Raw genomic sequence first — 22,313 nt, 5'->3', positions numbered from 1 at the left:
TCATGAGCTCTTCCGACATGATTCCGAAGGATGACCGGGGGCCCCGGCAGTCCGACGAAGACTTCAACCAGCACATTCCCCGCTCTGCCACGGACCCCTTCGCGCCTGATGATACTCCGCTGGCGCTGCTGGAATTCCATTCACCAACGGCAGGACTGGTCAATCTTCCGGCCACACCCTCGGCGCGTTACATCATCCTGCTGATCGGGGGGCTGTTTATGGCGTCCCTGGCCGCCATGGCGTTCTTTCCGATCAACCGTGTTGTCTCAACGCCCGGTCGCCTGATTTCCACACAGCCGACCATCGTCGTGCAGCCACTTGAGACGGCGATCATCCGCTCGATTGACGTCAGGGTTGGCGATTTCGTGAAGAAGGGTCAGGTGCTTGCTCATCTCGATCCGACCGTGACCGAAGCCGACATCACGAACATGCGGGTGCAGCGCGATGCCTATCAGGCTGAATATGACCGTCTGAAAGCGGAAGCTGCCGGGCAGGAGTACAAAGTCAATTTGAACGATCCGGCATCCGTGGAGCAGGGCGCTGCTTTCCTGCGCCGCAAGGCGGAATATCAGGGCCATGTCGACAATTACGATCAGCAGATCGCAGGTCTTGAAAGTGATATTCAGGGTTATCGCGCCAATGCGGCCATGTATGGCAGCAAGATGCGCGTTGCGTCCGAAGTCCTGCAGATGCGTCAGCGCGAACAGGCTGATCAGGTTGGTTCCCGCCTGTCGACCCTCGGGGCCCAGACCGATCTGATGGAAGCCGAGCGTTCGGAAATCGCTGCCCAGCAGAGCGCCAACTCGGCCGAAAAAAAGCTGGCCGCCATGAAGGCCGAACGCGAAGGCTATATCGGTAACTGGCAGGCCAAGATCTATTCGGAACTGACGGAGGCCGGGCACCATCTGGCGGAGTATCGCAGCTCGTTTGAAAAAGCCCGTCTGCGTCAGGATCTCGTTCTCCTGCGGGCGCCGGAAGACGGTATCGTCCTGACCATCGGGCAGGGCTCGGTTGGGTCTGTGCTGCAGTCAGCGGGTCAGTTCATCACCCTTGTTCCCACGGGATATGGGCTGGAGATGGAAGCCGTAATGCGGTCGCAGGACGTGGGTTTCGTTCAGGTCGGAGACCATGCGCTCCTGAAGTTCGCGACATTCCCCTATGACCAGTATGGTGGTGCGGAAGCGACAGTTCGTATCATCAGTGCCGATGCCTTCACGCCTTCATCGCAGGGGGGCAATGGCGCTGGTGGTAATGCAAGCCAGTCTTCCGAAGATTCCACGGCGTCGGGTATCTATCGTGTGCGTCTGCGGATTGATCGTTACACGCTGCACGGTCAGCCTTCGTTCTTCCATCCGATGCCGGGTATGTCCCTGACTGCCGATATCGATGTCGGAAAACGGACTGTGCTGCAGTATCTGTTCAACAAGATTACGCCCGCGCTCACCAATGGCATGAGGGAGCCATAACAAAGACATGGAGCGTTCCTAAAAACGCTCAAGGGGAACGCCTGCTAAAGTCCAGGCGTTCCAGCACGACAGTCATTCAGGATCCGCGCTGCCCATGTCGTTCAAATCTCGCCTTGCTGCCCTGTTTTCTTCGAAAGGGAAGCTGGATCATGCCATCCGTCTGACGGAAACCGGCAAGGCTGTTCAGGGATTTGCTCTTCTCAGCCGTCTGGCCGCGGCAGGCGACGCGGAGGCATCATTTCGTGTCGGGCGGGCCTATCTGGATGGGATTGGGGTGCCTCCCAGCTTGGAAGAAGGGGCACGCTGGATCTATCAGGCGGCACAGGCGGGGCATATCGAAGCAGCCTTCGTTCTGGCAACGCTCTATACGGTCGGGCTGCCGGAAGGATTTGAAATCCGGCCTGCCCAGGCAGGGCTTGATCTCTCTCACGTTCCCTCAGCAGGCCCCAGACGCCCGGATTTTCATCTTGGCCTTCACTGGGCCCGGATCGCTGCGGAGGCCGGATCGCCCGACGCACAGGCGCTGCTGGGCTATATCCTGACGAACGGGCCAGACGATCTGCGCGATCTTTCACAGGCCCGTTCCTGGTATGACCGTTCTGCCGCCGCCGGATGTTCGCAGGGTCATCTGGGAGTAGCGCTTTCCATTCTCGATGATGCGCGGACAGGTGAGGCGCTTGCGTCTGCTGCCCAACATCTGACGGAAGCGACGAAAGGCGGTCTTGGAACAGCGTTCGACATTCTTGGCCGGATGTATGAGTCGGGTTCGGGCGTGCCGCGTGATCTTGGCAAGGCCGCCACATATTTCCATGAAGCGGCCGAGCGCAATATCGTCACCGCGCAGGCCCGCTACGGTTTGATGCTTCTGGAAGGGACCGGGATCCGCCGACATTACGGGCGTGCGGAAACCTGGCTGAAGCGCGCTGCGACGAATGGTGATACGCAATCTGCGGCCCTCCTTGGCGATTTGTGTGCCAACGGGGGCGACCTGCCGCCCAATCTTGTTGAAGCGGCCAAGTGGTATCGCCTGGCAGCCGAACAGAAACATGCGGGCGCGGCACGGGCTCTGGGGCTGCTGTATCTGACGGGGAACGGGGTGCATCAGGACCCGGATGTCGCAGCGCACTGGTTCAAAATTGCATCCGAGTCAGGCGATGCGCATGCCGATGCCGATTTTGGAAACCTGATCCTTGCAGGCGCATCCGCGACCCCTGACGAGAAGCAGGCTCTGCACACCCGGTTTGAGAAAGCAGCGGAAAAAGGTGATCTGATCGGAGCTTACAATCTCGGCGTCTGCTACGCCGAAGGTGTTACTGGCGAGCAGAATGGCCGTGAGGCTGCGCGCTGGATGCAGAAGGCCGCGGATGGTGTGGTCAATGCCCAGTATTGGTATGGCAGGATGCTGCTGGAAGGTCGTGACGTTCAGCCGGATCCGACACAGGCCTTGTACTGGATGGAAAAAGCGGCGGATGCCGGCATGGCTGAAGCTCAGGTTATGGTTGCCGGGCTACTGGTTGATGGAAACATCAATGGGCGCCGGGACCATGAAAAAGCCCTGACACTGTATCGCAGGGCGGCGGAAAGCGGCAATGTGGATGCCATGTTCTCGCTGGCTGCGCTTTACGGCGGCGGTCATGATGTTCCCGAGAACCGGCCTCAGGCACAGATATGGTTTCGTAAGGCCGCCCAGCGCGGCAACGGTCTGGCTCAGATGATGCTGGGTCGTTATCTCTGCCGCGGGCTGGCAGGCGTGACGGACCCGGTGGAGGGACGCATCTGGCTGGAACGGGCGAAAGCGCAGAACATCAAGGATGCCGAAGCGGAACTGGCCCTTCTGGACGAAGCGCAGCCTGACGACGATGACTGATCTGCGTGTCTTCTGATCCTCCCGCGTCCAGCGGACGCAAACCGGACGCATCCTTCGCGGGTTTTGGCCGGATTGTCAGTGCAGAAGACCGGCGCCGGTGGCGGGAAGCCATGAGCCGCCGGGCACAGGATGCTTTCGCCCGGGGACAGGCGGCACTTCAGGCCGGCAATACATCCCTCGGCCTGTTCTGGCTTGAGCGCGCCGAGAGAATGTCCCGGCATAATCCCAATCTGAAATGGTCTGTCGGTCTGGCTTGCCTGTCTGCGGGGCGCGTCTTTGATTGCCTCATGCGAATGGAGGAATTGCGACAGGATTTCGATCTGCGGGAAGCGGCATTTCTGGAAGTCATCTGTCTCGTACGACTTCAGCGGATGGAGGACGCCGCACGCAGGACGCAGGCGGCCCTCTCGCGCTTTCACGCTACACTGCAGACATATCCGCTGGCAGGACAGATCGCGTCTGCGGCAGGGCGTCCGGGTTGGATGACGGCGTCCAATACAGGCACCGTCTTTGTCGAGACTGCCCGAACGTTCAGGTTATTTCTGGATGGGCAGGAGCATCTTCAGGGCGCGGGCAGCGGCACATATGACCTGCCGCAAGGCTGGCGCTCAGCCCGTTCTTTGGAAATCAGGGTGGGACGTCGGCATGTTCTGGGCAGTCCACTGGATATTGCCGCCCTGACGCGGTGTGAATCCTTTGTTGAAGCTGCCACTGACGGACTGAGAGGCTGGATCTGGACGCCCGCTGAACCTGAATATAGTCCTCGTATCCTGCTTTGGGATGGCTCCACTGTGGGGGCTGAGGCGTTTTCGGAGGACGTGGACAGCGATATTCCTCTTGCGCGCACGAGGGCCTTTCATGTTCCGGCCAGCCGCCTCCCCGAAGAGGGCACGGGTCTTCTGGAACTGCGTGACGAGAACGGACGTCTTCTGACGGGTGCCCCCGTCGATCCGCGCGTGGGGCAACTGGTTTCAGGGCTTACTGACACTCTTCCCGTCCGGTTACGTCCCACAAAGGTCAGAGCGTGGAAGATACGCCCGCATCGGCCCTGTGCCAGCCCCGGTTGCGCGATCGTGATCCCGGTTTATGCAGATCTGCGCCGAACGATGGATTGTCTGCGCACCGTGCTGGCGACATGCTCGGTCGATGTCCCGGTAATTGTCGTAGATGACGCCACTCCAGAACCCCTTCTGGCGCGAGAGCTCGACCAACTGGCTGAGCAGGGTCGGATTACTCTGATCCGTCACTCCCGGAACTGCGGCTTTCCGATGTCCGCCAATGACGGCATGAGGGCGGCTGAGGGGCGGGATATTCTCCTTCTCAACAGCGATACGCTCGTTCCCGCAGGCTGGGTCGAGCGATTGCGGGCGAGGCTGGCCTTTACGGATGTCGGGACAGTCACTCCCTTCTCCAATGATGCGACGATCCTGTCTTATCCCGCTGTGGACCGTCCCAATCCTGTCCCGTCGCTTGTGGAGATGCGGGCTCTGGACCGGCTGTGTCAGGCGACGTTCAGGTACGATGATGCGGCATCCCGCGACGGGCTGGAGCTGCCGACGGCTCACGGATTCTGTATGGCGATTTCTGCGGAGTGTCTGGCCGAGGTCGGCCTGTTCCGGGAAGATCTGTTCGCGCAGGGCTATGGCGAGGAAAACGATTTCTGCCTTCGCGCGTCTGCGAGCGGTTTTCGGCATGTCGCTGCGCCTGAACTGTTTGTCGCGCATGTCGGGTCGGCGTCGTTCGGAACGGCACGGAAGTCTCTTGGCGCTCGCAACCTGAAGATTCTCAATGCTTTGCATCCCGGTTATGACCGGCTGGTGCAGCGCTTCATTGAGGCCGATCCGCTGCACGACACGCGACGCAGGCTGGATATTGCCCGTCTGATCCGTGTGGCTCAGGGCAGGGCTACGATGTTGATGGTGCAGCATGACGCCGGAGGCGGCGTGGGGCGCGTGGTGCGTGAGCGCTCGAAAGCGTTCGGATCCGAGGGTGGATTTGCGCTGGCATTGCGTCCCCATGAACAGGGCTGCCGACTGGAAGATGCTCTGGACAGCAAGCGCTTCCCCAACCTTAAATTTCGCCTTCCCGACGAATTGCCGCTTTTGCTGGACGTGCTCCGGGACGTGCATGTTGAAGCCGTCGAGTGGCATCATCTGATCGGTCATGCGCCCTGCATCAGAATGCTGCATGAACGGCTAGGTGTCCCGTATGACGTGTTCATTCACGATCACGTCTGGTTCTGCCCGCGTATTTCGCTTTGTGATGGAGACGGTCGTTATTGCGGTGAACCTGACATCGCCGGATGTGAACAGTGTGTGACACGTTGGGGCGGTTATCTTGGGGAAGACATTTCGGTCCCCGATCTTGTAGCCCGTTCAGGGCGGGAATTGTCCCGCGCCCGTCGGCTCATGGCACCGTGTGAGGACACCGTGCGACGGATTCGGAGGCATTTTCCCGGCCTGGCGATCGAGGCTGTCGCGCTGGAAGATGACAGCGCGCTCCGTAAGTTCATTCGGACAGGCCGTCACTCTGTCAGTGCACAGCCGCTCCGTGTGTGTGTGGTGGGCGGGATCAGCCAGTGGAAGGGGTATGACGCACTGCTCGCACTGGCGACGGAAATCCAGACACACCGCCTGCCAATTGAACTCTCACTGGTCGGGCACACACGTGACGACGATGCTCTGATGGCGCTCGGGGTGCGGGTGACGGGGGAATATCGCGAAGACGAGGTGCAGGCTCTCATCCGCCAGCAGCAGCCGGATGTCGGGCTGATTCCTTCCATTGCGCCCGAGACCTGGTGCTACGCCCTGGGACAGATCTGGCGCAGCGGTCTGGAGGCTGTCTGCTTCGATCTGGGCGCGCAGGGAGAACGGGTCAATCGCAGCGGGACCGGGTTGGCCGTACCGCTTGGAATGCCGCCATTTCAGCTTGCCATGCTGCTGCTCAGACGCTGGGGAGATGCGCGGTGAGGGGTGGTTTACCTTTTCTAACGAAACAGTCCATTATGCTGTTTGAACAGGAACCGGTATTTGTCGAAGACTGTTGTAACACATCGTCGGGATACCGCTCATAACTGTGACGACCATTCGTGACAGTTCATGGAACATGCCAGTATTATTGCCCGCAAGAACGGACGCAATTGGGAGTAGGGAATGTCTAACGCCGCCGAAGCATCACGACAGAACCGGGTCATCGACCTTAAGGCCGGTGCGCATATGATGGTGCTGGATGCAGGGATTTTCTGCATTTTCCATGCAGCCGGTCAGGCTCCTGCCGGCCCCGCCGGACTGCCCGGCGTCAGAATTTCCCGTGCGCCGGGAACACCCCCGGGGATCGTGACCGTCAGCACCTTTGAAGAGGATGGCTGGATCGGCGGTTCGAACGGCGCGGCGCTCGTCCGGGTTATGCGCGGCCCGGCCGCCGTTCTTGTAACGACCTATCAGGAACCGGGCAGCACACATGCCGCCCCACGCCTGCAGGTTGCACAACTGGCTGGCCCCGTCACCGCATCCCCGGCGCAGTCGGCTGTCTCGGAAGCTGCGCCTGTGTCTTCTGCACCTGTGTCCCCAGTGCCGAAGGCATCGGAAGCCGTGGCCGAGCCTGTGGCCGCTCCTGTCGAAGCCGCCGCTTCGAAAGACATTTCCGCGCATATCCAGCGTCGTGGTGACGTAACGAGCGGTATCGGACACTGGATGGGCGTTCCGGGCAGTCAGGGTTGGATCGAGGGCTTCAGCATTGCTCCCGAGACGGGCGTTCCTGCGTCGGACATCGAATATCAGGCCGTTCTGGGCAAAGGTTGGCTGTCTCCCTGGGCTGAAGGTGGTCAGTATTGTGGATCGCGCGGCATGGCTCTGCCGATCCTTGGACTGCGCGTCCGTCTGAAGGGCGAGTCCGCAAAGACGTCCAAGATCCGTCTTACCGCATCTTTCATCGACGGGACGCGTCTTGGCCCCGTGGATGGAACCGAAGCGCTGGAAGCTGAAAGCCTCGCCCCTCTGGAAGCCTTTCTGCTGGAGATCGTGCCCGCAGGAGAAGAGGCACCAGCACCGACGGCCCCCACCAAGGCTGCGCCCAAGCCCCGCGTTGCAAAAGCGGCTGATGCTCCGGCCAAACCTGCCACGCCCAGAAAGCGCAAATCCGTCAAAGCCTCCTGATCCGTTCAGGTCTGACACAGTGACCGGGGAAGAAGATTTTCTTTCCCGGATTTTTTGAAAACTGCCGCCATCTGCTGTCTTCTCCGTGCGCGAACAGGACTTCACGGAGGCTTTCAGTCGCTCCGGAGACGTCGTGCGCTATCTCTTCGTCCATCAGAATTTCCCGGGACAGTTCCTGCATTTTGTCCGGCATCTTCTCGCGCAGGATCATGAGATCGTCTTCATTTCGGAGGCGAACAACAACCATATTCCCGGCGTCAGACGCGCCATCTACCGCGTGCCGCGTCTGCCTTCGATGGAGACGCACCCTCATCTGAGGGAGTTCGAATATGGCCTGCTCCGTGCCGAAGCCGTCGCAACCGCGGCGCGTACGCTCAAGGGGCTGGGCTATGAGCCGGATATCATCGTCGGACATCACGGCTGGGGCGAACTGCTCAATCTGGGCGACGTTTTTCCTGACTGCCCGATCCTCGGATATTTCGAGTTTTTCTACCACGCGGATCAGAATGACGTGGGTTTCGATCCCGAATTCCCGCCTTCGCCGGAACTGGCGGCCGCGGTAAGGGTCAAGAATTCAATTAATCTGCAGGCTCTTTGTCTGAAAAACGGATACGGCCAGAGCCCGACGCAGTTTCAGCTCGGCACTTATCCGGCATGGGCGCAGGAAAAGATCTCGCTGCTGCGGGAAGGCGTCAATCTGGACCTCTGCTCTCCCGAGCCGCAGGCCAGACGGCGCAATCTTGTCATCAACGGGGTGCGGATCACGCCGAAAGACGCGCTCGTCACCTATGTCGCCCGTGATCTTGAGCCTTATCGTGGTTTTCATGTGGTCATGCGTGCGCTGCCCCGCATTCTGGCCGAACGCAAAGACGCGCAGATCATTCTCGTGGGCGGCGACAAGGTCAGCTACGGCACGCTTCCTCCCGGCGGCGGAAGCTGGCGCGAGTTTATGCTGCGCGAACTGGAAGGCAAGCTGGATCTCGATCGCGTCCATTTTGTCGGCAAGGTCGAGTACGATGATTTCCGGGCTTTGCTGCGGCGGTCGGAGGCCCATCTGTATCTGACTTATCCGTTCGTCGCGTCCTGGTCTTTGCGCGAAGCCATGGCGACAGGATGCCCGATCATCGGAAGCGACACGGCACCGGTCAGGGAATTCATCACGCATGATGTTACGGGCCGGCTGGTGCCGTTTCTGGACTCATCGGCAATTGCCGAGGCCACGCTCCAGCTTCTGGAGGAGCGTCGAACCGCACGCCGACTGGGGCAGGAGGCGCGGCGTTATGCCGAAGCGGAGCTCTGTCTGGATGACTATCTGAGTCGGTATGACGACCTTGTGAGCAGGATCACAAACAGGAAAGGAGCCGGGGATGATGGACAATGAAGTCGTTTCAGTTTTGAAAACTGCTCTGCGGAGCTGGGTTTGCAAAAAAGACGCCTTGTCTAAACCTGCTCTGCTGACGGAGCCGGATATTCACGACCTGGCCGTGGCGACAAAAGCAGGCATGGTGCCTGTACCATGTCCGGAGGGCGTACGGGAATGGGGAAATCTGCGGGAGTTAACGAAGGGCTGGATTGTGCAGCAAGAACCGGACGCCATTCCGGAGCCGTTGCAGAACCACGATTTTGAATATCTTGCGACTCTGATTGCCCCGGCATGTTCAGATGCGCAATCGTGTCATGAAGACGAAAAACTCGTCTTTGCTCGGGAGCATCTCGGACGCTGCCTCTGAACGTCAGAACGCCCTGCAGGAAGCCTGCAGGGCGTTCTTCATTTTTCCGCCAAACCGTTCGGATCAGCCGCGGCTGCCCTTGTGGTCGCCATCACGCATCTGGCCTGTCGGCTCCTGAACATGGGCTTCAAGGAACCACAGATGCTTGTCGAGGCCGCGGGACACTTCCGTGAAGATATCGGCCGTGTCGTCATCGCCTGCTTCGTCCGTCGTCTTGATGGACTCACGCACGTTGTTCGCCACGGTCGCATAGCGATCGATCAGCGCTGCGAGGTGGTCCGCAACGCGATAGATGTTGTTCGGATAGGGGGTGCAGGCACTATTTTTGGAAACGTCCTGCACGGTCCCGAGTGCTGTTCCACCAAGCTGTACGGCGCGTTCGGCAACGGTATCCGAATAACCGTCGATGCTGGTGCGGAAGCCATCAAGCATTTCGTGGACCCCGATGAACTGCGGTCCCTTGAGGTTCCAGTGAGCCTGCTTGGTGATCAGCGCCAGATCGATCAGGTCCGACAGGCGGGCGTTCAGCGTTTCGATGGAAACATTCTTGGTGTTGTCCGCAGTGTTGTTCTGCGTCACGTGACGGTCTGTTCTGGAAACCATGAGAATACTCCTGAGCATTGGCTCACGGCCCGTTTCAGGGGGCCGTCAGAGCCGCTGAGATGTCTTGGCACTCCGCTTGATGCGGGGCTGTCAGTGTCCCAAACGTGTTATCCTTAGGGAGGTTCCGTTGAAGGTGTTCCCATTTCTGACCTGATGGTTTTCTGTTTTGGAACAGGCCCTCATCCCCGGCTTTTTCCAAGGTTTGCCAAGGCCTGTTTCAGGCATTTGGTGCGGTGATGACATAAATCTTTCATCCGGTGTCGTTCCTGTTCCGGTTGTTCTTCCCTGACAGGAGGGCTAATGCACTGATGTGGTGGCTTCGGTCGCCGGATAATGCCCGTTTTTCAAGTCAGAGCTTCTCACGCATGACCCTTGCCACAGCCACGCCGTCCGAAGAGGCCCGCGACACGGCCGGTGCTTCCAGAAGTGGAAGCCGCCGCAGCGGTCCTGATACCGCCTTCCATTTTCTGGTGGCGGCATCGGCGCTGCTGGTTCTCGTGGTGCTGGGCGGCCTTGTGGTCCTCATGGGCATTGGGGGAGGCCAGGCGTTTCGGACGTTTGGTCTGGGCTTTGCCTTCAGCGATGTCTGGAATCCGGTCGCGGATCTCTATGGTGCCTGGGCACCGTTGTTTGGAACGATTGTCAGTACGCTGATCGGTGTAGCGATTGCGCTGCCGCTGGCGTTTGGCACGGCGTTCTGGCTGACAGCGATGGCGCCGCCCCGGATTGCCGCCATCGTGGGAACAGCGGTGCAGCTTCTGGCCGCCGTGCCGTCGATCATCTTTGGTATGTGGGGCTTTTTTACGATCGTTCCCTTCATGGCGCGGACGGTCCAGCCTTTCCTGACCCATCATTTCAAGCATGTGCCGGGCATCAGATTCATCATTCATGGTGCGCCGTTCGGAACGGGTCTTATGACGGCCGGTCTGGTTCTGGCTGTCATGATTGCGCCGTTCATGACGGCCGTGATGCGTGACGTCTTCGCGGCGATGCCCAATATGCTGCGTGAAAGCGCCTATGGCCTTGGGGCCACGCGCTGGGACGTGATGTGGAAGGTTGTGGTGCCGTGGTCCCGCTCTGGCATGATCGGTGCGATCGTGCTGGGCATGGGCCGCGCGCTGGGCGAGACCATGGCTGTAACCTTCGTAATCGGGAACGTGACGGCTGTCGGCTGGTCGCTATTTGCCCCGCGCAGCACGGTCGCGTCCCTGATCGCCCTTCAGTTCCCGGAAAGTCCGGCTGGATCTCTTCGGCTTTCGGCGCTTCTGGCGCTGGGCTTCATCCTGATGCTGTTGTCATTCGCCAGTCTAGCGCTGGCGCGGATGCTGCGGGGGAATACGAAATGAGCGATAGCGTCGTCTCCACAAACGGCTGGAAGCCCAACCCCCGTGCGGCCCGTCGTCGGAGCGCCGATCATGTGGCGACCGCTTTCGGGATGGTCATGGCAGGCATCCTCGTACTGGTTCTGGCGTCCATTCTGTGGACCCTTCTGTCCCGTGGTCTTGCCGGACTGTCTGCCGCCGCGATCATGAAACCGATGGGGCCGCCGGGCTCGTCTTCCGGTCTGGCGAATGCCATCGTGGGCAGTCTGATCCAGACGTTTCTGGCCCTGCTGCTCGCGACGCCGCTCGGGCTCGGATGCGGGATCTATCTTTCGGAATATGGGACGGACACGAACAAATTCGCATCCTGCGTTAGGTTCGTCTCGGATGTTCTGATGTCGGTGCCGTCCATTCTGGTGGGTCTGTTCGTCTATCAGGTCATGGTGGCTCCGTTCGGACATTTCTCCGCGCTGGCGGGTTCCGTTGCTCTGGCCATTCTGGCTGTTCCGATTATTGTTCGCACAACCGAAGACATGCTGCGTCTCGTCCCGACCGCCATGCGCGAAGCGGGCGCGGCTCTGGGTGCGACGCGCTGGAGGGTGACGCTTTCTCTATGTCTGCGCTCTGCCAAGACGGGCGTCCTGACAGGCATTCTTCTTGCGCTGGCCCGTGTGAGCGGTGAGACGGCGCCGCTGTTGTTTACGTCGCTGGGCAACCAGAACTGGTCTTTCAGCCTCACCCGCCCGATGGCGAGCCTGCCGGTGACGATCTACCAGTATGCCGGTGCGTCCTATGAAGACTGGGTGCAGCTTGCCTGGGCCGGTGCGCTTCTGGTGACGATGGGTGTGCTGGCCATCAATATTGCCGTCCGCGTCTCGGCGCGACGCGGATGACCTCGGGAACACTGCAGGGGATGACACAGGATTCCATGATGACCAAGACTGATCCGCAGGCGGCGAAGATCCCTGAAGTGGCGCTGGCTGTCCGCAACCTGAATTTCTATTACGGCGAAAACCACGCCCTGCACGACATTTCGGTGGATTTTCAGGCCCGTCGGGTAACGGCCATGATCGGGCCGAGCGGCTGTGGCAAATCCACGCTGTTGCGAATTTTCAACCGCATGTATGACTTGTATCCTGGCCAGCGTGCGACCGGCGAAGTGATGTTCGACGGGCGCAATATTCTGGATCACGATCTGGACTTGAATATCCTGCGTGCGCGTGTGGGTATGGTGTTCCAGAAGCCGACGCCGTTTCCGATGTCGATCTATGACAATATCGCGTTCGGCGTGCGTCTGCATGAAAAGCTGAACAAGGCGGACATGGATGCGCGCGTTCAGGACGTCCTGACGCGTGTGGCGCTGTGGAACGAAGTCCGGGACCGTCTGAACGCTCCTGCTTCCGGTCTTTCCGGCGGTCAGCAGCAGCGTCTGTGCATTGCGCGTTCCATTGCGACGCGGCCTGAAGTCCTGCTGCTTGACGAACCGACCTCGGCGCTCGACCCGATTTCTACGGCGCGTATTGAAGAACTGCTTGACGAGCTTAAGGAGGAGTTCACGATTGCGATCGTGACCCACAACATGCAGCAGGCTGCACGCTGTGCGGATCAGGTAGCGTTCTTCTACATGGGGCGTCTGATCGAAGTGGACAGCGCGGACCGGATGTTCACCAATCCGAAGCAGCAGCAGACTCAGGACTACATCACCGGCAGGTTTGGATAACGCGTCATGGCTGACAGATCTCACATCGTCAAAAGCTACGAACAGGAGCTGGGCCAGCTCCGCTCCATGATGGCGCAGATGGGCGGCATCGTGGAAAATCAGGTTGCCCTCGCGCTGTCCGCCATTGCGGACCGTAACGAGGAAGCCGCCGATGCAGCGGCGCGGCAGGACCCGGAAGTGGACCAGCTCGAACGTGAGGTCGAAGGTCTTTCCATCCGTCTTCTGGCGCTGCGAAGCCCGATGGCGGGCGATCTTCGCGAGATCGTGGCAGCGCTGAAAATTACGGGCGACCTGGAGCGGATTGGCGATTATGCGTCTTCCATCGCGCGCCGTTCGCTGCGGATCCGGATGCCGGAAAACCAGATTTCGCTCTCGGGTCTACGCAGCATGGGACGCCTCGTGCAGGAAAACCTGCGCCGTTCGATTGATGCGATTACGCAGCAGGATTCCAACCGGGCCATGGAAGTCTGGCACTCGGACCGTGCGGTGGATGAATATTACACAGCTCTGTTCCGTGAACTCGTGACGTACATGATGGAAGATGCCCGCAATATCCGTGCCTGCACGGAACTGTTGTTCATCGCCAAGAACCTTGAGCGGATCGGCGATCATGCGACCAATATCGCCGAGCGCGTTTTCTACGCCGTGACGGGCGATAATCTGCCGTCCCTGCGTCCGCGCGGTGGCCCGGCTTCCGCCCTGACGGTGACGGAAACGATGCAGGAGCCGGACGTTCGGTGAAGAGCCCATCCCCCGCACGTGCCAAGGGGCTCGTTCTTCTCGTCGAGGACGATCCTGCCCTGCTGCTGATGACCTGCTACAATCTCGAACAGCGCGGTTATCGCGTCGAGACGGCGGAAGATGGAGAAGCTGCGCTTCTGGCGCTTGAGACGTCCCGCCCTGACGCCGTCGTGCTGGACTGGATGCTTCCGGGTCTCTCCGGACTGGATGTGTGCCGTCGCATCCGGGCCAATCCTGCGCTGCGTGACGTGCCGGTGCTGTTGCTGACGGCGCGTTCGGCCGAGCAGGATGCGATCCGTGGCTTGGACACGGGTGCGGACGATTATCTGATGAAGCCGTGCAGTGTCGATACGCTTGATGCGCGTCTGCGCGCCCTGCTGCGACGGCACCAGTCTTCCTACGACCGTCTGTCTTTTGCGGATATCACGCTTGACCCCGAAACGCACCGCGTGGAGCGTGGCGGGCGGATGCTGTCTCTGGGGCCGACGGAATACCGCCTGCTGGACCTGCTGATCCGCAATCCGCGCAAGGTGTTCTCCCGCGAGGACCTGCTGCGCCGGATCTGGGGGCAGAACATTCATGTCGAGATCCGGACGATCGATGTCCATATCCGGCGTCTGCGCAAGGCCATCAACGGACCGGGCGAGATGGATCTGGTGCGGACCGTGCGTGCGGCCGGTTATGCGCTGGATGACGGCCCGACGACGGACGGCGCCTGACGGGTGCCGTCGGGAGCACTTTCCGGAGCGCTGCCGGGAGGGGGACTTCCGCCTGTAGCGGACACGCTGCCTTTGCAGGTGGGCATGGTTCTCGTCTGTGTGGCGCTCGCGGGATGGGTGCTGGCGGTCTGGCTCCTGCTGCGGCAGCCGCGCGTTCCGACTTCGCCTCCTGACGATTATCTGAAACCTGTCTCTCCGGCCGATCTGCCGGTCGATCCGTTGCCCGCCTGTGCCGTGGTTCTGGATGGGCTGGGGGCGATCGTGCAGGTCAATGAAGAGGCGGCGTCCCAGTTCGGGGAAACGGTGGGCGCGATCCTGCGTCATCCGGCGGCCCGTTCGGCCCTCTCAGCGGCACTGCGCGTTCCGGCACCGTCCGGGATAGGGGAGAGTAGCAGCCGGAGTGACTTGCCGCCTGTCTGCTCGACGACGTTCACGCTTGATGTCCCGGTTCCGCGAACGCTTCACCTGATGCTGCGCCGTCTGCCGGGCGGCAAGGGGCAGGACAAGCGTGTTCTGGTCGTGCTGAACGATCATAGCGAGGCGCGGGCTGCGGATCGGATGCGGACGGACTTTGTGGCGCATGCCAGCCACGAACTGCGTACGCCGCTGGCGTCGCTGAGCGGATTTATTGACGCATTGCAGGGCGCGGCCGGGGAAAATCCAGTCATGCGACAGCAGTTTCTCGATATCATGCGTCAGCAGTCCGAGCGGTTAAAGCGCCTGATCGACCGCCTTCTGTATCTGTCGCGTGTACAGGCGCACGAGCATCAGCGCCCGCGCGATCTGGTGGATGTGGCGGATCTGATGGCGGTTGTGCTCGGGGAGGTCGCGCCGCGTTTCGAGCGGGAAGGACGCACGCTGACTCTCGAAATCGAAGACGACCTCATGGTGCGGGCCGACGAGGACGAAATGGTCCAGGTGCTGCTCAACCTGATCGAAAATGCCCTGCGCTATGGTGCAAAGGAAGACGAGCCTCTGACCATCACATTGTCGGCCCGGCGCGCCGTCATCCCCGATGATCGGTGGCCTGCGGATGGGGGCGTCATTCTCGGGATCGAGGACAATGGCTGTGGGATGGAGGCCCATCATCTGCCGCGCCTGACCGAGCGTTTTTATCGTGTTGGTGCGCCGACCGATGGAGCCGGGCAGGGGACGGGCCTGGGTCTGTCTATCGTGCGGCATATTCTGGACCGGCATGGTGGGCGTCTGCGGATTGCGAGCGCGCCGGGCAAGGGGACGACCTGTCTGGTCTGGCTGCCCCCTGCGGGGGCGACACTTGCGGTTTCGCTGGTGGAATGACAGTTTCTTTCTGAAACAATCAGAAGGTATTGTGACTGTGACAGTTTTCCGCAGTTTTCACCGGGCCGCTCTGGCCGTTCTGTTGACGGGCAGCATGTTCACGCCGCTTCATGCGGCGGATGTTCCCGACACTATTCCTGCCTGGCTGAGCGACATTAATGGCGCGCAGGCGATGGCCTGGGTGAAGGATCAGAACGATCGTACCCTGCGCCTTCTGGGGCATGGTCCGCTTTACCAGAGCCTGTATGCGACGTCCCTGAAACTGCTTCAGACGCATGATCGCCTCGCCTCTCCCATCCAGATCGACGGGATGATCTATAATTTCTGGCGGGATGACCGACATCTGCGGGGTGTCCTGCGCCGGACGACCCCGGATTCCTATGCGACCGATCATCCGGAATGGACCGTCGCGCTGGATCTGGATGCGCTGGCGGCGAAGGAAAAGCGCAACTGGGTCTATGGTGGGGTGGACTGCCTGCACAGCCAGCAGAATCTCTGCCTGCTTCATCTTTCCGACGGTGGCGAGGATGCCAAGACCGTGCGGGAATTCGATCTGCGGACTGGCAAATTCGTTGAAGGCGGGTTCAATCTTCCGCATGCCAAGCAGGATTCGAGCTGGCTGGACCGTGACACGCTTCTGGTCAGCTATCCCTGGACGTCTGCAGATGTGACGGAATCGTCCTACCCGTACATCGTGAAGCTTCTCAAGCGCGGCCAGTCTCTCGATCAGGCGCAGACGGTCTTTACTGGAAACCGGAAGGACGTCGAAGTCGGACCGGAAGTACTGCATGACGGCGCAGGGCATCAGGCCACGCTGATCCGCGAAGGTCTGGATGCATTTTCGTCGAAGCTGTTCCTGTATCGGGGCGGTCAGGTGACGCAGATTGCCATTCCCCGGAAGGCGGATGTTGCCGGGCTGTTCAATGGCCGACTGGTGATCCAGCTTAAGGAAGACTGGAAGGTCGGGGCGCAGACCTTCCCACAGGGTAGCGTGGTGCTGGTCGATCCGGCTGCGGCAACGGTCGCACCCCAACTTCTGGTGGCACCGACGGGCCGTCAGATGATTGAGGGGGCGTCCACGAGTCATGGTCATCTGATCGTCACGCTCTATGACAATGTGCGGGGCAAGATTTCGATCTACACGCCTGCGGGGGCGACCTTCACGCACCGGGATCTGCCTCTGCCGCAGAACATGTCTGTTGAACTTGCCAGTACTGACGAAGACAGCCCGGTGGCTTATGCCGTCTCGACCGGATTTCTGAGCCCGACCACGCTTTGGGAGATCAACAGCGATACGGCTTCGGTCCAGAAGCTCCATACGCTGCCAGCGCAGTTCGATGCCTCGAAGATGGCGGTGGAACAGCAGGAAGTTCGTTCGAAGGATGGCACCAGCATCCCGTATTTTATCGTCCATCCCCGGGACATGGCGCTGGATGGAACCAACCCGACACTTCTTTACGCTTATGGCGGGTTTGAAGTGCCGCTCTTCCCGTTCTATTCGGCCGGGATCGGTAATAACTGGCTGGCGCGCGGCGGAGTTTATGTTCTGGCGAATATCCGCGGCGGTGGAGAATTCGGACCGGCCTGGCACGATGCGGGTCTGAAGACCAATCGCCAGCGGATTTATGACGACTTTGCTGCCGTGGCGAAGGACCTAATGGACCGCAAAGTGACGTCGCCGCAGCATCTGGCGATTCAGGGCGGTTCCAATGGCGGTCTGCTGATGGGCGTGGAGTTCACGCAGCATCCGGATTTCTGGAAGGCTGTTGATATTGAAGTGCCGTTGCTGGATATGATGAACTACGAACACATGTCGGCGGGTGCGTCGTGGGTCGGGGAATATGGAACGGTCTCCATCCCTGAGCAGAAGGCGTTTTTGCGCGGAATTTCGCCGCTTCAGAACCTCAAGCCCGATGTGAAATATCCTGTGCCGTTCATTGAGACGACCACCAAGGATGACCGTGTCGGCCCGGTTCATGCGCGGCGTTTCGCATGGCGGATGAGCGAGCTCAAACTGCCCTATTATTACTGGGAGCAGGTTGCGGGCGGTCATGGTTTCGGAGCAAGCCAGAAGGAAATCGCCCAGACGCAGGCACTCAGCTATGCGTATCTATGGTCGGAACTGGGGCAGGCGAAATAAGTCTCCGCAATTACGCGGACATGAAAAAGGGCGCTTTGCGGAGCGCCCTTTTTTAATGCCAAAAGCCGGAAAAACGGGGTCAGCCGTGGCGGCGGCTGCGATCCAGCAGGCACCAGCCCCCGATCAGCACGGCGCCGATCAGCGGGATGGCGCCGATCGTGATCGTGCCGTCCGGGTAGTCGAAGGCCATCATGACCAGAACGAAGCCCAGAAAACCCAGCGTCGCCCATGTCGTGTAAGGCGCGCCGGGCATGTTGAAGCCCGTCGGCATGATGTCTCCACGGTTGATCGCAGCCCGCAGGCGGAGCTGGCACAACAGGATGAAGCCCCACGTGCTGATGATGCCCAGTGCCGAAAAGTTCAGGACGATTTCAAATACACGGGACGGGATGAGATAGTTCAGCATCACGCCCACCAGATACACGCCCAGAGTGGTGAGAATACCGACATAAGGCACGGAGCTTTTGTTCAGCCTGCTCAGGGCCCGGGGGCCGGACCCACCGAGGGACAGCGCCCGAAGGACCCGCCCAGTGGAATACAGGCCGGAATTGAGGCTGGAAAGCGCGGCCGTCAGCACCACGATGTTCATGATGGTGCCGATGCCCGGAATGCCAAGCGCCTGAAAGAACGTCACGAACGGGCTGGTGCCAGCATGATATTCGGTCCAGGGCAGCAGGCAGACCAGTAGGATAACCGAGCCGACATAGAACAGGGCAATGCGCCAGATCACACTGTTGACAGCGCGCGGGAGGATTTCACGGGCATCCTCGCATTCGCCTGCGGCTGTCCCCAGCAGCTCGATGCCGGAATAGGCGAACACCACGCCCTGAAGCAGCATGAGGGCTGAGAACAGTCCATGCGGGAAGATACCGCCGTTTTCAGTAATCAGGTGAAAGCCTGTCGTGTGGCCGGCCACCGGCATGCGCGTGCCGAGAATGAGGGCGCCTGCAATCAGGAAAAGCGTTAGTGCTACGACTTTGATGAGGGAGAACCAGAACTCCATCTCGCCGAAGTAGCGCACACCGATCATGTTCATGGTGCCGACGATCGTCAGTGCTACAAGAGCGAAAACCCATTGCGGAATCGGCAGGAAAACCGCCCAGTAATGCATATAGAGGGCAACGGCCGTGATATCGACGATGCCGGTCATCGCCCAGTTCAGGAAGGACAGCCAGCCCGCCATATAGGCCGCACGCTCACCGAGGAACTCGCGCGCATAGGTCACGAAGCTGCCGCTGGTCGGGCGATACATGACCAGCTCGCCCAGTGCGCGCAGGATCAGGAACGAAAAAACGCCGCAGACTGCGTAGATGATGGCAAGAGAGGGTCCAGCCATCTGAAGGCGTGAGCCTGCTCCAAGGAACAGCCCTGTACCGATGGCACCCCCGATAGCGATCATCTGGACATGACGGCGTCCGAGATCCTTGTGATAGCCTTCCTCGCTGATGGCCCCTGTCTGATGGGTCGGGGTGTGATCGGGAGCCGGGCTTGTCGTCATCTGCGCGTCCTGAGAAGTCGTCTGGAAGGGTGTTCGGTGAAGCTGAAAGGGCGTGACGAGAGGCGGAGGCCGGGTGGGCCTACGCTTCATGCGCGGCAGCTATGTGTCTCATGCATGGAAACATAGGCGAAAGTCGCCACATTGCCAACGCGGATTGATTGCATGGGTGAAACTGGGCTGCTGACTGTGCCTTCAATGCCCCGGCGGAACGGCCATGCAGGCCATTCCCTGTCCGGAAAGAGTTGAGCAGGCTTCGGCGGCTCCAACGCGGCTGATCCCTGTCAGGCGCGCACGCCAGACCGTGGTGCCGTGGCTTGGTGTGGGATGGACTTCGATTCGGGCAGACTGAAGCGGCGCAAAGGCCGCCTGCCGCGCCATGGTTGCGGCGAATTTGGCCTGTCCGATACTGCCAAATGCCCCCACTTGAACGGCCCAGGACCCATAGCTTCCTGGCCGGTGATAGCCCACGACCACTGTGGTCGATTCCGTCGGTTGAACCGGAAACGTATGCGGCGTCAGCATGACGGGAGGCGCAGGGAGAGGACGGGACGCGACCGTGGCAGAAGGCGGAGGGAGTTGAGAGGTCCCAACAGGTTGGATGGCACAAGGGACGTTCGGATCGTAGGCGTCGTCCGGATTGCAGGGCACGGCACTGGGAGCGGCGATCGGTTCTGCAATCGGTGTCTGGGCCGCAGCGCTCGTGACATGTCGGTTTGCCCAGACCTGCTCGACACTGCGCGAGGCCGTCATGACGGGCGCAGGAGTGCTCCGGGCCGCTGGCAGTCCGGCATAGGAGGCTCCGGACTGGAAGGCGTTCAACTGATCTGCGCTGGCATAGGCGGCCAAGGGGCCTGTCATGGCAATCTGCGTGCCCAGATGAGGTGTGATGTTTGCAACGTAATTGACGGTTTCGTTAGGGAGTTGGCGTCCCTCGGAAAGGTACTCCTCAAGTCGCTGCGGCCCTGCATTGTAGGCCGCAAGAAAGGCCGGGGCTCCGTATTTTCTCGCGAGGATACTGATATAGCCGGTGCCGGCCATGATGTTGTCATGGGGCTCGTAAGGGTCCGACCTCAAACCATAGCGCGAACGCATGTCGGCGTAGGTCTGTGGCATGAGCTGCATCAGTCCCATGGCCCCGGAATGGGAGGTGATGGGCCGTCCGTCCAGAAACTGGTGGCCCCCCGATTCCTGATGGATGACGGCCCGGATCCAGTCCTGCGGAATCGAGAAGCGGCTGGCGGCCTGTAGGATGTAAGGCCGCCAAGGATCTTCGGCCGGTCCCGGTGCGCGGTAGGCCCCGCTTGAAGAATAATAGCGGTTATAAGGAGAACGCTGGGACGCGCAGCCCGCAAGGGCCGTGAGGCTCAGGATCATAGTTCCCGTCTGAAGGAAGACTTGCCTTTTCCTGAGCATCATAAACCCACTGTTAATCTTTTACGCAGATGATGAGCACTGTCCGAAAGAGAAGGCAGGCAAACGGTGACGACGGAGACTCCGGAAAACGAAACCCCGGTCAAGAAGGGGGGTAAGCGCAAGATCATCATCCTTGCAGTGCTCGCATGCCTGCTTCTGACGGGTGGTGGAGCCTTTGCATGGAAGCATTTTCATCACGCGGCAACCCCGGCCGCCAAGACTGCTGCCCAGCCTGTGAAATGGACGACCATTACCATCCCGACCATTCTCTCCAATCTCGACTCCGGATCTGATCGGACACGATATGTCCGGATCGGCGCGCGGCTGGAGGTTGAAGACGGGAAGAATGCCGAAAATGTCGCCGCCCTGATGCCTCAGATTCAGGATGCTTTCCAGACCTGCCTGCATGGGATGCAGCCCTCGGAGCTTTCCGGAAGCGGCATCTATCGTTTGCGGGAAACAATGCTGGCCCAGATCACCAATATCGTGGCGCCTCTTCGGGTCAGGGATCTCTTTTTCGTAGAGGTGCTGGTTCAGTGACCGACGACCGACAGGCCGACACCACGTTTGCAGATCAGGATCCCGGGATACCTGCGGCGGCTTTCCCGCTCGCCGGAAACGGATTTTCTGCTTTTGAACAAGGCAGCGATCAGGTTCTCAGCCAAGCCGAAATCGACAGCTTTTTTGGGAACGATTCGGCAGTCAGCGGCCCTTCGCACAGCAGCGGAATCGAACGTGTTGTCAGTACGTCTGGCATATCGTCCGAGCGCCTGCCCATGCTCGAAGTTGTTTTTGACCGTTTCACGCGGATCCTGACCACCAGCCTGCGGAATTTCACAAGCGACAATGTTGAAGCGTCCATGGACCGGCTGGGTTCCCAACGTTTTGGAGACTATCTCGAAAATGTTCCGGGGCAGGCCATGTTCGCGGTCTTCAAGGCGGAAGAATGGGACAATTACGGTATCATCGTACTGAGTTCGTCTTTGATCTACAGCATTGTCGATGCGCTGCTCGGCGGCCATGTCCGAAACGATGGTCCGGCGATCGCCCGACAGACGGGTCGACATCACACAGCCATTGAACGCGCTCTGATCGAACCTATGGTCAGAATTATTCTTGATGATCTGGAAACAAGTTTCAGCCCGCTCTGTGCGGTCAATTTTCATTTCGAGCGTCTCGAAATGAACTCACGTTTTGCAATGATCTGCCGTGCCGGGAACGGTGTGATTACGGCACGGTTCGGCATTGATATGGAAGGTCGCGGCGGGGACGTGGACGTTGTTCTGCCGCACGCTACACTCGAGCCGGTTCGGGACATTCTGCTTCAGCAGTTCATGGGGGAGAAATTCGGCCATGACGGGATGTGGGAGAGCCATCTGGCGGAGGAGCTCTGGCAAACGGATCTGACCCTTGATGCCGTTCTGGAGGAGCAAACCGTGGGTCTGAAAGAAATCATGAAGCTCGCCCCGGGAGATCAACTGGTTCTCCGCCGAAAACCTGACGCTCCCGTCACTCTGCGGTGTGGCGAACATGTTCTTTTTAAAGGGCGTGTCGGGCGAAAGCAGGGACAGGTGGCCGTCAAGATTGAAGAAGTTCTTAACCAGAAACCCGGTACTGATCGTGCCGCATCCTATAGCTGAT

Annotated in this window: 18 protein-coding genes; 15 read left to right on the top strand and 3 right to left on the bottom strand. The window is 60.0% G+C overall.

Going from position 1 to position 22,313, the window contains the following annotated elements; genetic code table 11:
* Positions 1–2: 2 nt before the first annotated feature.
* From HKD28_RS03415 to HKD28_RS03390, 6 genes are all read left to right on the top strand, one after another.
* Positions 3–1,466 (top strand): HlyD family type I secretion periplasmic adaptor subunit, encoded by a 1,464-nt coding sequence (locus HKD28_RS03415; protein ID WP_194261246.1) that lies wholly within the window; start codon positions 3–5, stop codon positions 1,464–1,466.
* 94 nt (positions 1,467–1,560) lie between these two features.
* Positions 1,561–3,333, top strand: a complete 1,773-nt coding sequence (locus tag HKD28_RS03410) for a tetratricopeptide repeat protein (protein WP_194266882.1) — start codon at positions 1,561–1,563, stop codon at positions 3,331–3,333.
* 5 nt (positions 3,334–3,338) lie between these two features.
* Positions 3,339–6,302 carry a glycosyltransferase gene (locus HKD28_RS03405; protein ID WP_328748948.1) on the top strand — a complete coding sequence of 988 codons (2,964 nt, stop codon included), beginning with the start codon at positions 3,339–3,341 and terminating at the stop codon, positions 6,300–6,302.
* A gap of 183 nt (positions 6,303–6,485) precedes the next feature.
* Entirely contained in the window at positions 6,486–7,487 is a 1,002-nt protein-coding gene (locus HKD28_RS03400; RefSeq protein WP_194266881.1) for a hypothetical protein, read from the top strand.
* Positions 7,488–7,620: 133 nt separating this feature from the next.
* Entirely contained in the window at positions 7,621–8,868 is a 1,248-nt protein-coding gene (locus tag HKD28_RS03395) for a glycosyltransferase family 4 protein (RefSeq protein WP_194266880.1), read from the top strand.
* A 55-nt stretch (positions 8,869–8,923) separates the two neighbouring features.
* Positions 8,924–9,217, top strand: coding sequence for a hypothetical protein (locus tag HKD28_RS03390; protein ID WP_194266879.1), 294 nt, complete (start codon positions 8,924–8,926; stop codon positions 9,215–9,217).
* 63 nt (positions 9,218–9,280) lie between these two features.
* Here the strand turns inward: HKD28_RS03390 and dps are convergent, their stop codons facing one another.
* On the bottom strand, positions 9,281–9,820 hold the full coding sequence (gene dps, locus HKD28_RS03385) for a DNA starvation/stationary phase protection protein Dps (RefSeq protein WP_194261251.1): 540 nt from the start codon (positions 9,818–9,820) through the stop codon (positions 9,281–9,283).
* 365 nt (positions 9,821–10,185) lie between these two features.
* Here dps and pstC point away from each other — a divergent pair, with 365 nt between their 5' ends.
* Genes pstC through HKD28_RS03350 form a run of 7 tightly spaced genes read left to right on the top strand, consistent with a single transcriptional unit; the run spans position 10,186 to position 17,761 of the window.
* Positions 10,186–11,166 carry a phosphate ABC transporter permease subunit PstC gene (gene pstC / locus HKD28_RS03380; protein WP_194266878.1) on the top strand — a complete coding sequence of 327 codons (981 nt, stop codon included), beginning with the start codon at positions 10,186–10,188 and terminating at the stop codon, positions 11,164–11,166.
* The gene (gene pstA / locus HKD28_RS03375) at positions 11,163–12,035 is read left to right on the top strand and encodes a phosphate ABC transporter permease PstA (protein WP_099285665.1); all 873 of its coding nucleotides are present in this window, start codon (positions 11,163–11,165) and stop codon (positions 12,033–12,035) included. The genes pstC and pstA overlap by 4 nt, the downstream gene beginning before the upstream one ends.
* A gap of 38 nt (positions 12,036–12,073) precedes the next feature.
* Complete coding sequence (gene pstB, locus HKD28_RS03370; protein ID WP_194267446.1) at positions 12,074–12,862, top strand: phosphate ABC transporter ATP-binding protein PstB; 789 nt, start codon at positions 12,074–12,076, stop codon at positions 12,860–12,862.
* Between the two features lie 6 nt (positions 12,863–12,868).
* Positions 12,869–13,603 (top strand): phosphate signaling complex protein PhoU, encoded by a 735-nt coding sequence (gene phoU, locus HKD28_RS03365; protein WP_194261254.1) that lies wholly within the window; start codon positions 12,869–12,871, stop codon positions 13,601–13,603.
* Positions 13,600–14,322 (top strand): response regulator, encoded by a 723-nt coding sequence (locus tag HKD28_RS03360; protein ID WP_099285662.1) that lies wholly within the window; start codon positions 13,600–13,602, stop codon positions 14,320–14,322. Before phoU ends, HKD28_RS03360 begins: the two co-directional genes overlap by 4 nt.
* A 3-nt stretch (positions 14,323–14,325) precedes the next feature.
* Entirely contained in the window at positions 14,326–15,621 is a 1,296-nt protein-coding gene (locus tag HKD28_RS03355; protein ID WP_328748941.1) for a sensor histidine kinase, read from the top strand.
* A gap of 31 nt (positions 15,622–15,652) precedes the next feature.
* Complete coding sequence (locus tag HKD28_RS03350; RefSeq protein ID WP_328748939.1) at positions 15,653–17,761, top strand: prolyl oligopeptidase family serine peptidase; 2,109 nt, start codon at positions 15,653–15,655, stop codon at positions 17,759–17,761.
* 79 nt (positions 17,762–17,840) lie between these two features.
* Here HKD28_RS03350 and HKD28_RS03345 read toward each other — a convergent pair whose 3' ends face one another.
* Together HKD28_RS03345 and HKD28_RS03340 are read right to left on the bottom strand one after the other, a co-directional pair.
* Positions 17,841–19,259, bottom strand: a complete 1,419-nt coding sequence (locus HKD28_RS03345) for an amino acid permease (protein ID WP_194266877.1) — start codon at positions 19,257–19,259, stop codon at positions 17,841–17,843.
* A gap of 192 nt (positions 19,260–19,451) precedes the next feature.
* Positions 19,452–20,675, bottom strand: coding sequence for a transglycosylase SLT domain-containing protein (locus HKD28_RS03340; protein WP_194266876.1), 1,224 nt, complete (start codon positions 20,673–20,675; stop codon positions 19,452–19,454).
* 63 nt (positions 20,676–20,738) lie between these two features.
* Between HKD28_RS03340 and HKD28_RS15665 the strand changes: the two genes are divergently transcribed.
* Together HKD28_RS15665 and fliM are read left to right on the top strand one after the other, a co-directional pair.
* Positions 20,739–21,212 carry a flagellar basal body-associated FliL family protein gene (locus HKD28_RS15665; RefSeq protein ID WP_194261257.1) on the top strand — a complete coding sequence of 158 codons (474 nt, stop codon included), beginning with the start codon at positions 20,739–20,741 and terminating at the stop codon, positions 21,210–21,212.
* Positions 21,209–22,312: a flagellar motor switch protein FliM gene (fliM, locus tag HKD28_RS03330; RefSeq protein ID WP_194266875.1), complete on the top strand. Its 1,104-nt coding sequence runs from the start codon at positions 21,209–21,211 to the stop codon at positions 22,310–22,312. Before HKD28_RS15665 ends, fliM begins: the two co-directional genes overlap by 4 nt.
* The last annotated feature ends 1 nt before the right edge of the window (position 22,313 follow it).

The sequence above is a fragment of the Gluconobacter cadivus genome (assembly GCF_015244745.1).
Taxonomy (GTDB): Bacteria; Pseudomonadota; Alphaproteobacteria; order Acetobacterales; family Acetobacteraceae; genus Gluconobacter; species Gluconobacter cadivus.
This window is presented reverse-complemented; position numbering and strand designations above follow the sequence as displayed.